The organism is Pseudarthrobacter siccitolerans (assembly GCF_030823375.1).
Taxonomy (GTDB): domain Bacteria; phylum Actinomycetota; class Actinomycetes; order Actinomycetales; family Micrococcaceae; genus Arthrobacter; species Arthrobacter siccitolerans_A.
This window is the reverse complement of record NZ_JAUSXB010000001.1, coordinates 2893405-2913571: the sequence shown is the minus strand read 5'-3', so window position 1 is coordinate 2913571 and position 20167 is coordinate 2893405. Positions and strand designations below refer to the sequence as shown.

Annotated in this window: 17 protein-coding genes; 14 read left to right on the top strand and 3 right to left on the bottom strand. The window is 62.9% G+C overall.

From position 1 onward, the window contains the following. Positions 1 to 98 precede the first annotated feature (98 nt). The 11 genes from QFZ36_RS13550 (at position 99) to QFZ36_RS13500 (ending at position 13939) form a co-directional block, all read left to right on the top strand. Complete coding sequence (locus tag QFZ36_RS13550) at positions 99 to 929, top strand: IclR family transcriptional regulator (RefSeq protein ID WP_306637304.1); 831 nt, start codon at positions 99 to 101, stop codon at positions 927 to 929. 91 nt (positions 930 to 1020) lie between these two features. Beyond that, positions 1021 to 2991: a helix-turn-helix domain-containing protein gene (locus tag QFZ36_RS13545; RefSeq protein WP_306637301.1), complete on the top strand. Its 1971-nt coding sequence runs from the start codon at positions 1021 to 1023 to the stop codon at positions 2989 to 2991. A 169-nt stretch (positions 2992 to 3160) separates the two neighbouring features. After that, complete coding sequence (locus tag QFZ36_RS13540) at positions 3161 to 4411, top strand: iron-containing alcohol dehydrogenase (protein WP_306637295.1); 1251 nt, start codon at positions 3161 to 3163, stop codon at positions 4409 to 4411. Positions 4412 to 4430: 19 nt separating this feature from the next. Beyond that, positions 4431 to 5906: an NAD-dependent succinate-semialdehyde dehydrogenase gene (locus tag QFZ36_RS13535; RefSeq protein ID WP_306637293.1), complete on the top strand. Its 1476-nt coding sequence runs from the start codon at positions 4431 to 4433 to the stop codon at positions 5904 to 5906. A gap of 42 nt (positions 5907 to 5948) precedes the next feature. Next, the gene (locus QFZ36_RS13530; protein WP_306637291.1) at positions 5949 to 7322 is read left to right on the top strand and encodes an MFS transporter; all 1374 of its coding nucleotides are present in this window, start codon (positions 5949 to 5951) and stop codon (positions 7320 to 7322) included. A 240-nt stretch (positions 7323 to 7562) separates the two neighbouring features. After that, positions 7563 to 8537, top strand: coding sequence for a nucleoside hydrolase (locus QFZ36_RS13525; protein WP_306637288.1), 975 nt, complete (start codon positions 7563 to 7565; stop codon positions 8535 to 8537). A gap of 69 nt (positions 8538 to 8606) precedes the next feature. Beyond that, positions 8607 to 9938 carry an ABC transporter substrate-binding protein gene (locus tag QFZ36_RS13520; protein ID WP_306637285.1) on the top strand — a complete coding sequence of 444 codons (1332 nt, stop codon included), beginning with the start codon at positions 8607 to 8609 and terminating at the stop codon, positions 9936 to 9938. 12 nt (positions 9939 to 9950) lie between these two features. Then, positions 9951 to 10967: a carbohydrate ABC transporter permease gene (locus QFZ36_RS13515; RefSeq protein WP_306637283.1), complete on the top strand. Its 1017-nt coding sequence runs from the start codon at positions 9951 to 9953 to the stop codon at positions 10965 to 10967. Positions 10968 to 11068: 101 nt separating this feature from the next. Continuing rightward, positions 11069 to 11872 (top strand): carbohydrate ABC transporter permease, encoded by an 804-nt coding sequence (locus QFZ36_RS13510; protein WP_306637281.1) that lies wholly within the window; start codon positions 11069 to 11071, stop codon positions 11870 to 11872. Positions 11873 to 11875: 3 nt separating this feature from the next. Beyond that, on the top strand, positions 11876 to 12826 hold the full coding sequence (locus QFZ36_RS13505) for a ribokinase (protein WP_306637278.1): 951 nt from the start codon (positions 11876 to 11878) through the stop codon (positions 12824 to 12826). An 81-nt stretch (positions 12827 to 12907) separates the two neighbouring features. Then, a complete protein-coding gene (locus QFZ36_RS13500) occupies positions 12908 to 13939 on the top strand; it encodes a LacI family DNA-binding transcriptional regulator (RefSeq protein ID WP_306637275.1) in 1032 nt (343 codons plus the stop codon). Positions 13940 to 13994: 55 nt separating this feature from the next. Here the strand turns inward: QFZ36_RS13500 and QFZ36_RS13495 are convergent, their stop codons facing one another. The 3 genes from QFZ36_RS13495 to QFZ36_RS13485 form a co-directional block, all read right to left on the bottom strand. Then, positions 13995 to 14900, bottom strand: coding sequence for an NAD(P)-dependent oxidoreductase (locus tag QFZ36_RS13495; RefSeq protein ID WP_306637273.1), 906 nt, complete (start codon positions 14898 to 14900; stop codon positions 13995 to 13997). A gap of 4 nt (positions 14901 to 14904) precedes the next feature. After that, the gene (locus QFZ36_RS13490) at positions 14905 to 15690 is read right to left on the bottom strand and encodes an SDR family NAD(P)-dependent oxidoreductase (RefSeq protein ID WP_306637269.1); all 786 of its coding nucleotides are present in this window, start codon (positions 15688 to 15690) and stop codon (positions 14905 to 14907) included. A 157-nt stretch (positions 15691 to 15847) separates the two neighbouring features. Beyond that, positions 15848 to 16507, bottom strand: coding sequence for a TetR/AcrR family transcriptional regulator (locus QFZ36_RS13485; RefSeq protein WP_306637268.1), 660 nt, complete (start codon positions 16505 to 16507; stop codon positions 15848 to 15850). Between the two features lie 298 nt (positions 16508 to 16805). Here QFZ36_RS13485 and QFZ36_RS13480 point away from each other — a divergent pair, with 298 nt between their 5' ends. The 3 genes from QFZ36_RS13480 to QFZ36_RS13470 all read left to right on the top strand — a co-directional run bounded on the left by QFZ36_RS13480 (position 16806) and on the right by QFZ36_RS13470 (position 20156). Continuing rightward, a complete protein-coding gene (locus tag QFZ36_RS13480; protein ID WP_306637266.1) occupies positions 16806 to 17903 on the top strand; it encodes a Gfo/Idh/MocA family protein in 1098 nt (365 codons plus the stop codon). Continuing rightward, on the top strand, positions 17900 to 18697 hold the full coding sequence (locus QFZ36_RS13475) for a hypothetical protein (RefSeq protein ID WP_306637263.1): 798 nt from the start codon (positions 17900 to 17902) through the stop codon (positions 18695 to 18697). Before QFZ36_RS13480 ends, QFZ36_RS13475 begins: the two co-directional genes overlap by 4 nt. 145 nt (positions 18698 to 18842) lie before the next feature. Beyond that, a complete protein-coding gene (locus QFZ36_RS13470) occupies positions 18843 to 20156 on the top strand; it encodes an extracellular solute-binding protein (protein ID WP_306637261.1) in 1314 nt (437 codons plus the stop codon). Positions 20157 to 20167 lie beyond the last annotated feature (11 nt).

Below are 20167 nucleotides of genomic sequence, written 5' to 3'. Positions count from 1 at the left end.
CAACCACCCACAGCCTTCTTTCATTGGTTGGAATAGTATTGTGGGGTAGCTCACGGACTGTGGTCTGAACTTTCCATCGGCGCAAGGAACCTCCGGCCATGACTGTCCCCCCGGACACTGACACGAACCCCACCCGCGGGAAGCGGCCCAAGCAGGGCGAACCGGTGATCGATCGGGCGCTGAGCCTGCTCGCGGTCTTTTCCGACCGCCGTCGGGCCCTGACCCTCTCGGAGCTGGCCCGCCATGCCGGCATGCCTGCCCCTACCGCGCTGCGCCTGATCGCCCGGCTGGTCGCGTGGGGTGCCTTGGAGCGGCTCGACGACGGCAGGTACGTTGTGGGGGTCCGCCTGTGGGAGGTCGCGTCCCTTTCGCCGCGCGGCCACGGGGTGAGGGAGATTGCGCTGCCCTATCTTGAAGACCTGTTTGAGGTGACCCGGCACCACGTCCTGCTGGCCGTCCGGGACAACGAGGAGGCGGTGCTGATCGAGCGGCTGTCCTCCAAGGAGGCGACGGAAGTGGCATACCGGGTGGGCGGCCGCGCGCCGCTGCGGTCCACCGCCGTCGGGCTGGTGCTGCTGGCGGGGGCGGACCGGCAGTTCCAGGAGGCCACGCTCCGCAAGCCGCCGGAAAACGAGCCCGGGGTGGAGAACATGCCGGAGGGCCAGCTGCGGCGGACCCTCTCCGACGTTCGGCGCACGGGAATCGCGATGATCCGCCGCTCCGCCCCCTCGCGCACGGTGTCCGTGGCGTCGCCCATCTTTGACGCGCAAGGTTCGGTGGTGGCTGCGCTGTCCATCGTTGTGCCGGACGGCTCCACCCCGCCCAACGTGCTGGCCCCGGCGGTCCGGGCGACGGCGCGTGCGGTGTCCAGGAACCTGGGCCACCTTGCCGAGGTCAGCCCTGACGTGCGGACGCACTCGGAGGGGTAACCGGCGGGGGCACGTTCCCTCGCGGGGGGCCAGTGCCGGGACCGCGTTAAGCGAGGGCACACGCAGCCTCGCCCGGATTAGCATTAGGTTCATGGCCGCCAATGAAAGTTCTGCCCTGCACACCGGGGTGGGCCCATCAGGCAATACGAAGGCGGCCGGCCAGCTAATGGCCATGCTGGAAAGCGGTATTTCCGCGGCCGAACTGGAGACAAGGCTCTCCGACTGGCTGGACGCCGGAGTCATCGACCAGACCAGCGCGGCGGCCGCACGCCGCCTCAACGCCCGGTTATGGGAGGCGAGCCGCCGGGAGGGCCTGCTTCGCGTCCTCTACGATACGGCCACCGACTTGACGGGCATACGTGATGTCGAGGCGGTGCTTAAGGCCATCGTCCGACGCACCCGGTCTTTGATCGGCAGCGACGTCGCCTACTTGAGCCTGAACGACTATGACACGGGCGAGTCCTATGTCAGGGTGACCGACGGTGCAACCACCGCTTTGTTCCGCAACATCCGCATGCCCCTGGGCGAGGGCGTGCTCGGCGCCGTGGCGACCGGTGAAGCACCTGCCCAGAGCGCCGACTACCTTTTGGACGAGTCCAAGTCCCATCTGGAATCGAGCGACACTGCTGTGGCAGCCGAGGGCGTCCGGGCAATCATGGGCGTCCCCCTTCGCGCAGAAGGAAAAGTCATTGGCGCGCTGCTGGTCGCCGACAGGCATGCGCACGATTTCAGCAGCGACGACGTGGCGCTCATGGAATCCATTGGTACACACGCGGCCGTCGCGCTGGAAAACGCCCGCTACTTCACAGAGATGGCCGATGCGCTGACGCGGCTGGACCAGGCCCAGCGGCAGAACCTCTCCCATGTACGGGCTCTGGAAGAGCTCTCAACCCTGGACCGGCGGCTCATGGAGACCCTGGCCTCAGCCGGCAGCCTGCCACACCTGCTCGCCCTGTTGACCGAGTCCCTGAGCGCCCCTGTTTTTTTGGTTTCACCCATGGGCGAGCCAATGGCAGGCATGGCAGCCAACCCCGACTTCGGAAGCTTTGCGGCCCTGAGCGCGGCCGAAGAGTCTGCCGCCAAGAGCTCGGCCATAGAGTTCGAGGTCAAGAACAAGAAGTACACAGTGATGTCCGCCGTAGCCGGCGAGCAGCACCTCGCGTCCCTCATCGTCGCCGAGAAGCTCAGCGCGGCCCGGCTTGCGGTCTTGGAACGCAGCGCGCTGGTGCTCAGTGTGTCGCTGCTGTTTGAACGCACCTACCAGGACGCCCAATACCGGCTCCAGCTCGAACTCATTGATGACCTGCTTAGTCCCCGTTCTGAACACGCTGCGGCGATGACCCGCAGGGCGGCGCAGTTCGGCTTGGCAAATCACCTTCAGCTCGTGGTGCGTGTCGTGGGAGTCACTGACGACCAGCGCCAACGGGCACTCTCCGTCCTCAGGCATCAACGCGAGACGGTCCCGGGGATCATCGCCCTGCATGAATCACACCTGTGCATTATTGAACCCGTGGAACGACACGACAGTGGCCGCGATGACGCCGGAGACGCGGGCCGCGCCGGCCAGTCGATCGTTGATGAGCTGAAACGACGCCGCATCACTGCCACCGTCGGGTCATCAGAACCGGTGACAGGTTTTACCCGGCTCTCAACGGCCCACACCGAAGCCCACGCCGTCCTCCGCGCACTGCAGGCTCTCTCGCGCAGCGGCGAGGCAGCGGACCGCGCCGCCCTCGGTACAGCGGGAATGTTGCTCGGAGCGATGGAGAGCCCCTTCGCCGGACAACTGCTCACTGCGCAGCTGGGACCACTCCTGAACTACGACGAGCGGCGCGGAACACAGCTGGTCCTCACCGCATGGATGTTCCACGAAAATGGCGGCGCCACCCAGGAAACGGCTGACGCTCTCCATATCCACACCAACACCCTGCGGCAACGGCTGGACCGTATCGACGCCCTGGTCGGCGCCTCCTGGCGCCGGGGTAGCCGGTCCCTCGACGTGCAAGTGGCGCTGCGCTTATGGCGGATGAAAGCAGCCGGCGTCAGCTCCGCCGGTTCCTGATCAACAGACCTGCCAGGCGCACAGCCGCCAAAGCACGTGGCACCGGCCCACATTCAAAGGGATTTTCTATGGCTTGAAACCACATGGTGAGTATCACTCGACTCTGGAATGCTGAGATCTGCGGCACCTTTCGAGCAGCCGCCCATCCCATCCCTAGGAGTTATTCACAATGTCGTGTGCGCACGCAGCGGGCATCCGTCCCGCAACTTTCGGCGTCCTCCGCCTGCCCCGGAGCGTCGTCGTCGGCGCCCAGCAGCGCTTCGCCGTCGCGAATATCGCAGCAGAATTCGGGACCAACGTCCTCGTCTGCACCGATCCGCGGCTGGCCGTCTCAGAGGAACTTTCCGCCCTTGTCCGCAGCCTTGAGGACCGGAATCTGACCGTACGGGTTTACGGGGACACCCAGGCCGAGCTTCCGACGCCGGGCATCCTTGCCTGCGTCGAGGAGCTCAAGGGCCAGGAGGTCGACGTCATCATCGGGTTCGGCGGCGGCAGCTGCATGGACATGGCGAAGGTCGTCTCGGTGCTGCTCACGCACGGCGGCAAGCCCAGCGACTACTACGGCGAATTCGCCGTTCCAGGCCCCACCAAGCCGGTCATCGCGTTGCCCACCACGGCGGGCACAGGCTCCGAAGCGACCGCAATCGCCGTCGTCTCAGATCCTGATCTGGGCATGAAGATGGGCATCTCGAGCCCGCACATCATCCCGTTCGCCGCGGTGTGCGATCCCGAACTCACCTACTCCTGCCCACCATCCCTGACGGCCGCAACCGGTGCGGATACGTTCGTGCACCTGGTGGAGTCCTTCACTGCCATCACCCGGGAGCCCACGTCCACCCTGGCCTCGGAACGGGTCTTCGTGGGCAAGAACATCCTGACGGACTCGATTGCCTTGAACGGCATCGGGCTGGTGGGCAGCAGCCTGGTTACCGCCTACAAGGACCCGGAGAACACCGAGGCCCGTGGCGGGATGATGCTCGCGGCGCTGTACGGCGGGATGGTCCTCAGCAATGCGGGAACCGCGGCAGCGCACGCCATTCAGTACCCGGTAGGCGCCCTCACGCACACCCCGCACGGTGTGGGCGTCGGCCTCCTGCTCCCCTACGTCGTCCGCCACAACTTCCAGGCAATCCAGCCGCAGCTGGCTCAGATCGCTGAAGCCCTGGGGCGCGACATCCGCGGGTTGGACGAGCGCGCCGCCGCCGTCGCAGGCGTCGAGGCAATCGACGAGGTTATCGCCGCGATCGAGCTGCCCCCGACGCTGAAGGATCTTGGCGTGCAGGAAAGCGACCTCGCCCAGATCGCCAAGCTGTCGCTGAACTCCAAGCGGCTCATCGACAACAACCCGGTGCCGCTGGATCTGGACGCCGTAGCCTCCATCGTCAACGCCGCCTACGCCGGCGACCGCACCATCCGCTGATCAGCAACAAGGACCAATGATGACCCTTCTTTCAACCTCTGAACCGCTCGACATCGACGGCCTGACGGTGCCCCGCCAGCTGCTGGTCGCCGGGAACTGGCAGGACGCCAGCAACGCTGGCACCGTCGAAGTGATCAATCCCTCCGACGCTTCCGTCATCACCGACATCGCCGACGCCGACGTCGAGGACGGCCTCGCCGCCGTCGACGCCGCGGCAGCAGCCCTCCCGGAGTGGGCCGCGACGCCGCCCCGGCGCCGCGCCGAAATCCTCCGCCGCTGCTTCGACCTGATGACCGAGCGCAGCGAGCAACTCGCCCACCTCATTTCACTCGAAAACGGCAAAGCCCTGGCCGACGCCCGCGGAGAGGTGGCCTACGCCGCCGAATTCTTCCGCTGGTACGCCGAGGAAGCGGTCCGGATCATCGGCGATGTGTCCGTCTCGCCGTCGGGCGCCAACCGGATCCTGGTGCAGCACATGCCGATCGGCGTCTGCGTGCTGATCACCCCCTGGAACTTCCCGGCAGCCATGGCCACCCGGAAGCTCGCGCCGGCACTGGCCGCCGGCTGCACAGCCGTCCTCAAACCCGCCACGCTCACGCCGCTGACCACCCTGGCGATCGCCCAGCTGATGATCGACGCCGGTGTCCCGGCCGGTGTGGTCAACATCATCACCACGAGCAAAACCAGCGAGGTCATGACGCCCATCCTCGCTGACCCCCGGGTGCGCAAACTGTCCTTCACCGGCTCCACCAGCGTTGGACGCCACCTGCTCCGGCAGGCAGCGGACAACGTGCTCAAGTGCTCCATGGAACTCGGCGGCAACGCCCCGTTCCTGGTCTTCGACGACGCGGACCTCGAGCTGGCGCTCGACGGCGCCATGGTCGCCAAGATGCGCAATGGCGGCCAGGCCTGCACCGCGGCGAACCGGATCTACGTCCAGCGCGGCATTCACGACGAGTTCGCCCGTCGGCTCGCTGAACGAATGGGCGCGATGCGCGTGGGCCCGGGCACCGATCCCAGCACTGAGGTCGGTCCGCTGGTGGATGAACCCAGCGTCCGCAAGGTCGACTCCCTGGTCCGCGACGCGGTCAGCCAGGGCGCCCGGCTCCTCGCCGGCGGCAAGGCCATCGACGGCGCCGGGTACTACTACCCGCCCACTGTCGTCACCAACGTCCCGCTGCAGGCCCGCATGGTCAGCGAGGAAATCTTCGGACCGGTGGCCTCGGTCATCCCCTTCGACACCGAAGACGAAGTCATCGCCGCCGCCAACGACTCAGAGTACGGCCTCGCAGCGTACGTCTTCACCGAGGACCTTCGCCGCGGCCTCCGGGTTTCCGAACGCGTCGAAAGCGGCATGGTGGCCCTGAACCGGGGACTCGTGTCTGACCCCGCAGCACCTTTCGGCGGCGTCAAGCAGAGCGGCCTCGGCCGCGAAGGTGCGCACCAGGGCCTGCTGGACTTCACCGAAACGAAATACATCGCCCTCGACTGGTAGCCCCTGCCGCTCCCCTTGCCTTCCATCCGAAAGAGAAGATTAATGACGATCTCCAACACCCAAGCCAAGAAGAAGGCGCCCTGGCGTGTTCCGGCTGCCAGCTTCATCGGCACCACCATCGAGTGGTACGACTACTACATCTTCGGTCTGCTCGCCGCGACCGGAGTCTTCAGCCGCCTGTACTTCCCGGAACAGGATCCGGCCACCGGCCTGCTGATGGCGTTTGTCACCTATGCGGTGGGTTTCGTTGCCCGCCCCTTCGGCGGCATGTTCGCCGGCCACTTCGGTGACAAAATCGGCCGCAAGCCGATGCTGGTGCTCTCCCTGCTCATCATGGGCTTCGCCACCCTTGCCATGGGAATGCTTCCCACCTACGCCCAGATCGGAGTCTGGGCTCCGATCCTGCTGACGGTTCTGCGCCTGCTGCAGGGCTTCGGCGCCGGAGCCGAGTGGGCTGGTGCCGCTGTCATTTCCATCGAACACGCCCCTGCCGGACGCAGCGGATTCTTTGGAAGCTTCACCCAGATGGGCGTGCCGGCGGGCATGCTGCTGGCCAACTCCAGCGTCCTTGCCGTCAAAGCAGCCGTACCGGCAGCAGAGTTCGACGCCTGGGCCTGGCGCCTTCCGTTCCTGCTCAGCGTTATCCTGATCGTCACCGGCATGGTGGTCCGGAACAAGCTTGAAGACTCCAAGGACTTCAAGGAACTTGTGGCGGCGAACCAGACCGCGAAAAAGCCCCTCGGCGAGGCCATGAAGAAGGAAACCAAGGGCATCTGGCTTGTGGTGGGCATGCGCCTGGCAGAAAACTCCGCGTTCTACCTGTACACGACCTTCTCCGTGGTCTACATCATGAAGACGTTCGGTGCTGAACGGGCCAACCAGGGCACCATGTCCGTTCTGATTGCCTCAGCCATCGGCGTCTTTGCCGTGCCGCTGTGGGCCATCCTCTCGGACAAGATCGGGCGCAAGCCGCTGTACCTGTTCGGGTCCATCGGCGGACTCCTGTTCTTCCCGCTCTACTTCGTCATGACGGATACCGGCAGCGCGCTGCTGGCAACGCTCGCCATCATTATCGGGCTGGCCGTCTTCCACAACTCGATGTACGGCCCCCAGGCCGCCTTCTTCGCGGAGCTGTTCTCCACCAAGCTGCGCTACAGCGGCGCATCCATGGGCTACCAATTCGGCTCGGTCCTGGCAGGCGGCATCGCACCGCTGGTCGCCGTGGCCCTGCTCACTGCCGGCGGCGGCAAGCCGGGCTGGGTGATCCTGTACTTCAGCATCATCGGGGTCATCACCGTTGTCGCGACCATCCTCGCACCGGAAACGCTGGCAAAACTGGACCGGCGCATCACCGCCGCCCAGGAACTGGACGAGAAAAACGCGGGCATCCCGCAAGACCGGGTCACCGCCAACTGATACACCCGTAAGTAAGGCAGGCGCCGTCTGGGTCCAAGGGAGATCTGGACGGCGCCCCTTTTTAAACTTCGAAGTTTGCCCGCGACTGCGGAATCAGTGGGGAGACTGCCTAGCAGTACCTGCGCCACGCTGAGTCCGGGATGAAGCACGCCCTGCCAGCCTGCAACCCCCTTGTATTAGCCGTTCAACTCGTGTTGAATATCACAAGTCAACACGAGTTGAACGAAGGAGTTCTTTGCTGTGATCGCTTCCCCAACAGCGCCAACGCGCATAATTCTTGATACGGACATGGCAATGGGGGTGCCCGGTTCGGACATCGACGATGGATTCGCCCTCGCCCTTGCCCTTACTGAGCCGGATATCACCGTCGAAATGGTGACCACGGTGAATGGAAATGCCGATGTGGAGAGCGCCTCGTACCTGACCGGCGAGCTGTTGGACCGTTTGGGTGCACCGCATGTTCCGGTCGTGCAGGGGGCTGCAGCCCCTATTCAGTACCCTGACAAGTTTCGGTGTGCTCCTGAGAAGGTCCGGGCCGAGTTTGGCCACCGCAGGCCGCGCCAGGGGTATGCAGCCTCCGAGCTCGCCAAGCAGGCAGCGGAAGCGCCCGGGGAGCTGACGGTGGTGGCGATCGGTCCTTTGACGAACGTGGCGGCGGCGATCAATCTTGATCCTGCCTTCGCCCGCAATGTCAAAGAGATCGTCATCATGGGCGGCGTGTTCCTCGAGCACACCAATGTCTCCGGGATGCCGGGCGAGTTCAACTTCTGGATGGACCCTGAGGCGGCGGAAGCTGTGTTGCGTTCCGGGGCTGCCATCCGTCTCGTGGGACTGGATGTGACCCTGAAGGTCCAGCTCACGCGGGAGCACGCCGAGAAAATGCGGGCGGGTGCGAGCCGTTTTGGTTCTTTCGCCGGCGACTACACCATGGGATGGATTGACTATCTGGCCGTCAAGAACCCGGGGGATCCAAACGCCGGAAAGTCCTGCGCTATGCATGATCCGTTGGCTGTGGCCGCGGTGTCGAGGCCGGAACTCCTCACGTGGAAGGACGCCCACGTGGAAGTCGTCACCGGGCCGAGCATTGCCCGGGGAGTGGCCGTGGCAGATTTTCTCACCACTGATAACCCTCCTCAGCCCAACGTCAAGATCGCAGTGGATGTGGACGCGGATGCGTTCATCTCCCACTTCCTTGACCGTTTGTCCTCTGTCTAATCCCAATTTCCAGTGTTGATCCGGCACGAATACCGGATCCACAACATGAAGTCACGAACGGAGTTATTCATGCAACGACGCATTCGCCTCGCCAGCTCCCTGCTTGGCGTGGGCATCCTCCTCGCCACCGCCGGATGCAGTTCACCTGCCGGCACCACCCAAGGCGAGAACCAGGCTGACCAGGAGTGGAGCATCCCGGAAAAGGACCCCACGGCCACGATCAAAGTCCTGAGCCACCTCCAGCTTGAGAAAAATGGGATGCAGGGTGTGCTGGACGCTTTCAATAAGGAACACCCCAGCATCAAGGTCGAATTCGAAAGCGTTCCCTTTGACCAGCTCAACTCAGTTCTCGAAGCCCGGGTTTCCGCAAAAGACGGTAACCCTGATGTCTACTGGGCCGACATGCCCCGCCTTGCAGCCTTGACAGCCCGTGGTTACACCACCGATCTGACGAAGCAATTTGAGCCGTACAAGGACTCCTGGGACAAGGCTTCCCTCGAAGGAAGCTCCGCCGAAGGCAAGCTGGAGGGAGTACCGATTGCCAACTCAACGCAGTTGCTCTTTTACAACAAAGATCTTCTGGACAAGGCCGGGGTGGCGTACCCCTCGGATGATGCCCAGAAGCGGGTCACTTGGGAGAAGCTGAGCAGCGATGCCAAGAAGGCCGTGGACGCAGGTGCTCCGAACGGTCTGGTCCTGGGACAGGTGGACCGGTATTACCAGCTCGAAGCCCTCCCCGTGTCCTTGGGCGGATCCCCTGGCGCAACGGGCAACGGCAACCTCACTCCCGACATCACCTCTGAAGCCTGGGTTAAGTCCATGGGATGGTACGGCTCGATCTTCAAGGATGGGCTCTCCCCCAGGGGGGTTGGCGCCGAGCAGAGTGATCCTGATTTTTTGGCGGGTAAAACGGCTTTCCAGGTCCAGGGCCCTTGGCTGCTGCCTGCTTTGCAGAAATCCAATGTCAACTGGGGTGTAGCGCTGCACCCATATTTCGAGGACGGCAAGCCGGTAACGGCTTCGGGCTCCTGGGCGCTTTCGATGAACCCTTTCAGCCAGAAAAAGGAAGCCGCGGCGATCTTCATGAAGTGGATGTCTGTGGACAATGGCGGCGGGTACGCCATCAACGCTCCCACTCCGGAATTGCCGGCCAACGTGGAAGGCAAGGACGAGTACTTTGCCCGTAGCGTTTTCGCTTCAGAAGAGGGCAAGAAGGCCGCGAAGATCATTGACTACGAAACCGCGAACACCGGTATTACTCGTCTCTCCACAGTCGGCTACGTGGAATTCGAAGAAGTCATGGGGCGGGCGTTCTCTGACATCCGGAATGGCTCCGATCCGAAGGCGGCGCTGGAAACGGCGGCGGGCCAGCTCAACAAAGTCTGGGCACCCTACAAATAGGAGAAGTCGACCATGAACCGGGTCAAAATGTCGGACCGCTCCTCGGTCACTGGACAGAGCATAGGCCCTCAGCAAGGGCGCGGTCCCGCCGCGAAGCCGCTGGACCGCGCCCGTCCCGGAATGCGGACGAGGGGACGCTGGCTTCACGGGCAGCGCGCAGAGGCCATGTGGGCACTGATCTTCCTCGCCCCCGCTCTTATCGCCATCTTTGCTATGCGGGTGGCCCCCGGTGTGGGGGCGTTTGTTTCCAGCCTCTACAAGGGGTTGCCGGGAGGCGTGCAAAAGCCGCGCTTCAGCGGTTTGGACAACTACCAGGATCTCTTCACGAATCCGGCTTTTATCGACACTTTCGTGCGGACAATGGTGTTCAACGTCATCATCAATCCGCTGCAGCTGGGACTCGCACTGCTCATCGCCGTGGTGATGACCCAGCGGATTGCCTTCCGCGGACTCTGGCGCACGCTTATCTTTATCCCGGCCACCATTCCCATCGTGGGTTCGAGCATCGCCTGGGGCGTCGCGCTGCGACCTGAAGGACCCATCAACGCCATTATTTCGGCCTTGGGAGGCAACCCGCAGCCCTTTTTCACCTCTCCGGACCAGGCGCTGGCATCAATCATTCTGGTCGCCTCCTGGATCGGTATCGGCTACTGGATGATCTTCCTGATTGCTGGCCTTGAAGCCGTCCCGGGTCAATACTATGAAGCGGCGCGCATCGACAGGGCAGGACCAATACGCACGTTCTTCTCGATCACCCTTCCATTGCTCAAACGGCCGCTGCTGTTCGTGCTGGTCGCCAACACTGCGGCGAACTTCGTTCTCTTTGTTCCCGTTCAGCTGCTCACCAGCGGCGGCCCCCAGAGCAGCACTACGCTGCTCATGTTCGACGCATACCGCACTAGCTACGGTTACGGCAGCCGCAACCTCGGGGCCGCCGAAATCATTGTCCTTACACTCATCATGCTGTTCTTCGTGGCCCTCCAGTTCCGGCTCCTGCGCGAAGAGGCATCCTCTAGGAGCTCGAAATGAACTCAAACGCTGTGGAAGCGGCTCCGGTTCTGACGGCGCAGTCCCCTAGGCGTCCCTTTGTCGGCCTCCGGAAAACCCGGAGTGAGCGGAAGAACCCCTGGATGACTGCCGTCGCCGTCATACTCGGCATGATTTTCATCCTGCCTGCCGTTTGGATCCTGATCGGTTCCCTGCGTCCGAGTGAGGAAATCTTCGGCTCGCTCTACCCGCTTTCCTGGCGGATCCTGGTGCCGAGCCAAGTCTCGCTTAACAATTACGCGGAGCTCCTGAGAGGTGAATTCGGCCAGGCCCTGCTCAATTCCGCTGCTGTCTGCCTCGGAACGGTTGTGCTTGGTGTCGGAGTAAGCGTTCTTGCCTCCTACGCTCTGGCTGTCCTGCGTTTTCCCGGGAGATCGTTCATCTTCGCATTCGTCGTGATCAGTTTCATGGTCCCGTTCGAAGCGATCGCGATTCCGCTTTCACAACAGTTCACGGAATGGAACCTTGCCAACACCATGGCCGGGTTGATCCTGCCCGGTATCGGCAACGGGCTGGCAATCTTTAATCTTCGGCAGTTCTTCCTTGGCATCCCGGAGTCCTTGCGCGAGGCCGCGAAACTGGACGGGGCATCGGAACCGCGCATTCTCTGGTCGGTCTTTTTGCCCAACAGCGGTGCGGCCCTGACTAATAGCGCGCTGTTGATCTTCTTGGGACAGTGGACCGCCTATCTTTGGCCGCTCTTGGTGGTCAGTGATTCCCGGCTCCAGGTCGCGCCAGTGGCACTTGCAAAGACGTTCTCTGAGCACACCTCCGACTTCGGCCAGAACTTTGCCGGTGCCGTACTGCTGTCGTTGGTTCCTGCTTTATTGATGTTCACGCTACAGCGGTTCTTTGGGGGTCTCTCAACGACCAGCGGGGAGAAGTAAGTCATGCAAGAAGGCGCAGAGGTGCTTGTTATCGGTTCAGCCAACCTGGACTACATTGTTCAGGTTGCGGCGCCGCCGGCACCGGGTGAGACCGTACTGGCCAAAAACATGATCAAGCACCCCGGAGGCAAGGGTGCCAACCAGGCAGTTGCTGCCGCGAAGATGGGGGCTGAAGTCCGATTCGTAGGATGCGTCGGGGATGACAATGACGGCGCCCTCCTCTTAAGAGAGCTCCGCGCCGAAGGAGTCGACACCACCGCGGTGGAAATCGTTTCGCACGCACGGACGGGCTTGGCCCTGGTCTCGGTGTTCGACAGTGGAGAAAATTCCATCACAGTGGTTCCCGGGGCGAACTTTTCACTCCATCCGGGCCGGGTAAAGCGTGCCATTGCGGGTGGAGGCGCCAATGGCACCGGTGCAGTGGTACTCCAAGGTGAGGTCAAGAGCGAAATTATCGACGCGGCCGCGCAGGCAGCGGAAGCTGTGGGGGCAAGAGTTGTCCTTAACCTCGCCCCCTACCGTGCGGTGGCGAAAGAGACTTTGTCCCTGTGCGACCCGCTTGTCGTAAACCAATCCGAAGCGGAGGCGATGGTGGGTTTCCAGATTCCGGAAGCTGCCGCAGCACAACAGGCGTTGACCATCCTTCTGGCTACTGTTCGTTCCGCTGTTATCACCTTGGGAGGGGCCGGTGCCTGCTGGGCGGATACGTCTGGCAGCGGTCACGTTCCGGCCCCGGAGGTGGAAGCGGTCATGGATACAACTGGCGCCGGAGATGCCTTCGTCGGAGCACTGGCGGCGGAGCTCTCAGCTGGACTGTCTCTTCGGCAGGCGACTGAGACCGGGGTGCGTGCCGGCAGTTTTGCCGTCGGCAGATTTGGTGCCCAATCTTCGTACCCGACACGTTCAGAACTGGGCATTTTGGCGTCCACGGAGACGGGGCAGAGAGTGCGGTGATGATACCGTGAGCGCTAAGTACAGCCAGCGGAGCTGATGCGGAACCCCCGGACAGGAACGCGACGGGTAGCAGGAGGATAAATGGCTACAAGGGCAGATGTGGCCCGAATGGCGGGAGTTTCCCCTTCGGTGGTCAGCTACGTGATCAACAAGGGTCCCCGTCCGGTTTCCCGGGAAGCAGGAGCGCGGGTAGCGGCGGCCATTGAGGCCCTTGATTATCGTCCTAACGCGATCGCTTCCGCGCTCCGTGGAGGATCCACAAAATCTATCGGCCTGCTCATGCCCAGCCCGGTAAATCCTTACTTCGCGGAGCTGGCAGACGCGATCGAGCGGAAACTGTTCGAGGCCGGCAACCTCCTGTCGATCGGCATCATTGACGACGACGCGGCGCGCGAGCGCATCCACCTGCGGTCCCTCATCGACCGCCGGGTGGACGGCATCATTCTCACTTCGTCCAGGGCGCTCCGCAGCCTAAGTGAAGCGCAGGACGACGTTCCGCCTGTTGTCGTTATTGACCGCCTTGAGACGAGCAGGCGCGTCTCGAGCGTCCATTCCGAGAACGTCCTCGATTCGGCATATGCTGTCGAGCATCTTCAGAGCTGGGGCCACAGCGTCATTGCATGCATCACAGGCCCCCGGCCGATACCCGTAAGTGCTGAGCGAATGCGCGGTTGGAGCGAGCAGCAGGCCCGCATGGGGTTTCCTAATGGCGCGCATTTGGTGGCTCATGCCGAATTCTCTACGCGGGGCGGAGCCGAAGCGGCGCATACCCTGCTGGCGCGTGGCGGGAGGGCAGCCACCGAGCCAGGGGGCCGCCCTACCGCCGTCTTCGTCACCTCCGACGCGCAGGCGCACGGGGTACTGCACGCCTGCGATGAGCTCGGCCTGCGCGTCCCACAAGACCTCTCAATCGTCAGCTTTGACGGAACACAATCCGCACGTTTCACGAGGCCGCCCCTTACCGCGATGCGCCAACCGATCCCTGAGATGGGAGCAACAGCTGCGCGCGTGCTCCTGGAGATGGTCGCTGACCCTTCACGCCCACCGCAAACGGCGGTTTTCCGCAGCAACCTTGTCCTTGGCGGCAGTTGCGCTCCGCCGCCGGAGGCCTGACACAGCCACCGCTGCCCTGTGTCAGCCCGTCGGCTGGTCGAGCCTGTCCCGTTCCTCAGCTCGCCTGTTCATCGAGAACACCATGCGAGCGAAACAGCTCGCAGATAACTGAGTGGTCAAGACGGCCGCCACCCCGCTGGACGACTTCTGCGAAAAGGGCAGTTGCTGCGGATGCTATCGGTAGCGTGGTCCCTACTTGCTCGGCCGATTCGGCAGCATAGCGAAGGTCCTTCAGCTGGTTGGTGGCGTTGCCTCCTGGTACATAAGCGCGTCCCAGGATATTGGACTTTTTCAGACGGAGGACGGCGCTGTCCGCCAGCCCGCCTTGCAGCACTTTTGTTAAGTCTGCAGGGTCCAGCCCGGCCCTTGCGGCCAGACCGTAGCTTTCAGCAAGAGCGGCCAAGGTCCCTGCCACTACGATCTGGTTGCACAATTTGGCTGTGCTCCCTGATCCCAGCGGCCCCATGTGCAGCACTGTTGAACCGATGGCGAGCAACAGAGGCCGGACGTATTCAAAGTCGGCTTCAGAGCCTCCGACCATGATGCTGAGGCTGCCTTCGCGTGCACCGGAGTCGCCGCCGCTCATGGGGGCGTCCATGACCACGACTCCTTGGGTACAAAGGTCCTCCGCGAGTAGGCGGACTTTAGAGGGCGAGGACGTGCTCATCACCAGCAGGTAGGTTCCCGGGTTCAGAGCACGTCCCAGCGGTCTCGGTCCTTGTGACAAGACCTGACGAAGCTGGTCGACATCGGGAAGGACCGAAAGCAGGACTTCCGCGTGGATGTCAGCGGGGTCACCGGCTATCACGGCCTTGGTTCCGCGGAATTCCTCCAGCGGCTCCTCTGACCGGTTCCAGACGGTGGTCTGGTAGCCGGCCTTGAGCAGGTTCCTGGCGATGGGTGCGCCCATCGGCCCAAGACCGATTACTGCCGCCCGCAAGTCGCGGGTGTTAGGGGACATGGGTTCAGGCGATATGGGAGCCGCCGTTGATGTCATAGGTGGCCCCCGTGATGTAGCCGGCCTCCCTGCCCAAGAGGAAATTGATTACGCCGGCAACGTCCTCCACCGTTCCCACCCTGCCGACCGGGAGTTCCTTGAGTAGGACCGATTTGCGCTCATCGGTAAGCCTGCCACCCATGATGTCCGTGTCGATGGAACCGGGTGAAACCGAATTGGCAGTGATTCCCAGCGGACCCAGTTCCCGGGCCAGGGTGCGGGCCATGCCGAGAAGAGCTGCTTTGGAGGCAGAGTAGGCGGCCCGGCCGTAAACACCGCCACCGCGCTGGGCGGAGGCTGAGGCAACATTCACGATCCTCCCGAGCTTGTTCGCGGCCATGATTTCCGCCGCCGCCCGCGTCACATGGAAGGTCCCGTTAAGGTTGACGTCCACCACACGGCTCCACTCCGCCTTGCTGACCTCCAGGAACGGTACGGGGGAGCTGATTCCGGCGTTATTGACGAGCCCAACAAGCTGCGGAAGCTGTTCATGAACGGTCTGGACCGCCGCCCGCACCCGCTCTTCGTCGGCTATGTCCACGCCCAGCCCAATCGCCTGGACGCCGTGAGCCTCACGGATTTCCCGGGCGACGGAGCCAGCGGCGCCGGGATCAAGATCAAAAACGGCCACGGCCCATCCGTCTCGGGCGAGTCTATGTGCAGTGGCGCGGCCAATGCCGCGCGGGGAGGCCGCCCCGGTGACGATCGCGGTTGCTTTTTCGGGGAAATGGGTTGCGGGATAGGGAGCAAGCACAGTAGGTCTCCTCGGGATAAGAAATGATAGGGGGTGAAGGCCCGTCAGGGCTGAAGATTTTCCAGGCAATACCTGTTCGCTCTGCACCTTGCGGTTCTGAATTTGCAGGACGGTGACAGCAGGTGCTGCTTGGGGGCCGTATGCAGTTTCTCGGGCTCTACTTCCTCTCGCTCTGGACTATTTGGGCTTTCAGATCCCCCTGCGGCATGTCAGGTTTGAGCCTCTGATCGAGACGGTTCAGGAAGGCACTGAAGGATTTCTGCAGGCCGAATGCTGGATTGAGCAGGAACTGGATTTCGAGTCCGTCCATGATCGCGAGCAGGAATTCCGCCTCGTGCGTGATCTCCTCCTGGTTCATTCGCCGGAACCGCCCTTCGTTCACAGCATCGCTGAAAAGGCGCCTCATATCTTCCCGCGAGGCGTGATACCGGGCAGTCATGAACCCATGTGCTGGATGTTCCACGGATGTCGCCTCGGCGGCCATGGTGGTGTACAGCTCAAGTAATCCGGGGTGCTCGACGTGATAGGCCATGAGACGTTTGAAGCCGTCCAGACGCTGGTATCCCGTTGCTTCCGGCCCGACGATGCCGCCTGTGACTACACCCCAGTGTTCAAGGACGGCTATGAGGAGTTTCTCTTTGCTTCCGAACAGTTTGATGATGGCTGCGGGCGTGAGTCCGACCTTGTCACCTACCTGCTGGAGTGTTCCCCCTTTGAATCCGTACTGGCCGAAGACCTCCACAGCGACTTTCACTATTTCCTGACGGCGTTCGATTCCCTTTTTGTACGGGCCCCGCGGGGTGCGCTGCACTGTCATGGGGTCGGGGCCTGCCTTTGGTCGGGGATGCTTTGAATCCAAGTATTGCACTAAAGGTAAATGCTGGTATACCTTTTAGATGTCGCCTGGATCACAGATTCTGCGACACCGCGAAACCAACGGAGTCGGACACGGCCCCTGCCGGTGAGCATCACAAGCCACACATGAATCCCGCCCCCGAGTCAGTTGAGCAGGACAGCCCGCAGATGGGCTCCTCCATGTCAACGGCATTCAGCCGCCACTTTGACGCGTACCGGCATGAACCGTCACCGTCTGTCGTGCGCCGATTCGGGGACCCGTGAATGGAGAAACTATTTTGAGTACTTCAACTTTGGGAGTTGGAATCCTGGGGGCCGGACCGGTCACCCAAGCCATCCACCTCCCGACCCTGGCGAGGCTGCGGGACGTGTTTCACGTTGCACGCATCATGGACGTTGACCCTGCCGTTGCTGAGTCCGTTGCGGGGCGCGTCGGCGCCGACTGGACCACGAGCATGGACGAGCTCCTGGCCGACGAGAACGTCCAGATAGTGGTGATCTGCAGCCCGCACCAGTTCCACGCCGAGCAGGTAATAGCAGCGTGCCGCGCCGGGAAGCAGGCAGTGCTGTGCGAGAAGCCCTTTGCGATGAGTCAGCAGGAGGCCGAGGAAATCGCTGCTGTATCGAAGGAGACCGGGGTGCCGATCATCGTCGGCGCCATGCATACCTTCGATCCGGGCTGGCTGGCCGCGCAGGCGAACTGGGGTGACCTGGTCCAGGCCGCTCACACGATCCGTTACTCGATCGTTCTGCCTCCGAACGCGCGTTTTGAAGATTTCGCCACCGAGGTCATCACCCGGCCGACCTGGCCCAAACAGGACCGCACCGACCCGGAAGTGGCTGCAGGAATGGTCCGGGGCGGCATCATGGGTTTGGCCATCCATGATCTTCCCCTTGTCAGGGCCTTCTGTCCCGATTTCACGGACGTCGAAGTTCTCTCCTGCGTCGTCCCCCACCCCTCGGGTTACCTGGTCAACCTTCGGGTGGGAGACCGCCGCGTCCAGTTGTACGGCGTAAACACCCAGAGCTGGGAACCGGAGTGGTATTTCGAGGCCATCGGGGACGACGCGTCCCTACGGATAGATTTCACGCCCTCCTACGTGCAGGCAGGCTCGGCGACCGCGCACATACGCCGGGGTACCGAAACCCAGGTGTACGGCCCGTACCCCTACAACGGATACGAAGGAGAATGGCGGTTCCTGGCAGAGCTGGCACGGGGCAAGGCACACCCACTCGATGTCAACGGCCTGATCCATGACCTGACGTTCGCCCTGGAAGTAGCTGACAAAGCGTCCGCCGCCGTGCGGGAAGCGACCCGGGGCGAACTCGGAGCAAACAAGGAAGAGGTAACAGTATGACAACCCAACTCACCGTCACTGCCGCCCCGGCCGCAGAGGCCTCCGGCGCTGTGCCGGAAGTTATCGCATCCCTGCCCGTGTCACTTCACCCCGCCGGTGCCGACAAGTCAGACCTTGTGGCCATCGACGGAAGTAAGGGCTGGACGCAGGCAGCGGAAGAGGCCATCCGAAATGGCGCCAAGGGCCTCCTCGTCATCAATCCCTGCCCTGAAGATGTCACCTCTCTGAGGGACACCGCAGAAGGGGCGGACGTCCCGGTCCTCGTCGACTCCACCTGGGCCTATAACCCTGCGGTCACTGCCGGCAAGGATGCATTCACCGCACGGAATGATGCAGACAGCCTCCTCGAAACCAGAATCAATGTCCCGGTGGGGTCGGACCTTGAACGGGTGCTGCTGGGCCACCTTTCACTCATCAGGAGTGCGGTCGATGAAGTGACCGACCTGCGCTTTGTCTTCAAAGACATGCACGGGTATGAAGCACAGGCACTCCTTTCCAGCGGAGCCCGGGCTTCTTTGTCCGCCATCGCTTCCGACTCCGTCCCGACGTCGGCCTATCTGCGGATCATCAAGCCGGAGACCGCTGTGGAAACCGTCCTTCCGGGACCGTCCGCTGCCGTGCCGGGCAAGGTCACTGTCTCCGGACCCGAAGGGGCGACCCTGCTGGAGACCCAGTGGGAGACGGCGCACCGTTCTGCCTGGCGCCACCTGCACCGCCTGGTCCAGGACGGCGCCAGCGGCACCGACCTGGCAGGCTTCGCACGCGACGTCTTCACCCTACGCACAGCTGAATGACGCTAGGCCTCACTTCGAGGCCAGGACGCTGCGGGCTGACAGTCGGCGTCGCAGCTCCCCCCCGGTTCCGTTCAGAGATGAAAGGAACCTCCATTACGACCGGTAGACCGGATCCCCCGGCTACACAGTTTCAAGGAGTTCAATGATGAATGCTTCCACCGGCAGCGGTTCCGCCGTTTCCCGCCGTGGCTTCCTGGGGTTCGCTGCCGCAGCAGCTTCCCTGCCTCTTCTCGCCGCCTGTGGCGGTTCCGGCGGCAGCGCCTCCGGTGCCGGAGGCACCACACTCAAGGTCTGGGATATGCCTTGGGGTCCGCCTGAATACACCAAAGCCGCACAGACCCTCGTCGACGGATACTCGGGGCCGGACGGCACCAAAGCAACCTACCAGAGCACCCAGTGGGCCAACTACTACCAGACCTTCGCCTCGGCGGTGGCCTCGAAGACCGGACCGGCGGTCAGCTCCGGCGGAGGCTTCCAGGCATTCCAGTTCGCCGACCAGGGCGCGATTGCCTATGCCGATGACCTGGTCGGCTCGCTGAAGAAGAGCGGCGCCTATGACGACTTCCTGCCCGGGACTTTCGACTCCCTCAAGACCGACAAGGGCTACGTGGCCGTCCCGTGGCAGCTGGACATGCGGGTGCTCTCCTACCGCAAGTCGCTCTTGGAAAAGGCCGGGGTCGAGGCTCCCACCGACTGGGACAGCTTCATCACTGCCGGCAAGGCACTGAAGAAGATCGGCGTCATCGGTTACGGCACCGCCACAGGTGCCGGCGCCCTGCTCGGTGAACAGTCCATCCTGGCCATGATGATCAACAACGGCGGAGGACTCTTCGCTGAAGACGGTAAACCCGACTGTGTCACCGACCGCAACATCGAGACCCTGCAGTTCTATCAGCAGCTCTCCCGCGAAGGGATCATTGACCCTGCCGCAGTCAGCTACACCAGCGCCAACCTGAACAGTGACTGGAAGGCGAAAAAAGTGGGCATGGGTTTCAGCGTCCCCTCCCTGCGGGCCTCCCTGGACGAGACAGACGATGACATCCAGGTCGCCAGCCCGCTGACGGGTCCTCACGGCGATAAGGGCACCCTGTACTACGTCAACAACCTCATGATGTACTCGAACACCCCCTCCCAGCAGGCATCTGAGGCGTTCATGACCTGGTATCTGGATCAGATGAAGTCCTACTGGCAGAAGGGCCTCCTGCAGGCGCTTCCCGTGCGCAAGAGCATCGTGGATCTGCCCGAGTTCCAGAAGGACGCCAACATGGTCAAGGCCGTGAAGGAATGGCAGCCGGTCGCGAAGACCTTCGCGGCGAAGTCGACCAAGATCGTCTCATCCCTGAATGCCGTTGACGGCGGGCAAGCCTTCACTGCCTTCGCCCAGCAGGTTGTGCAAGGTGAGACCGACCCCAAGACAGCGCTGGCCACGCTGCAAAAGGGCATCGAATCGGTGATGTGAGAAATCCGGCT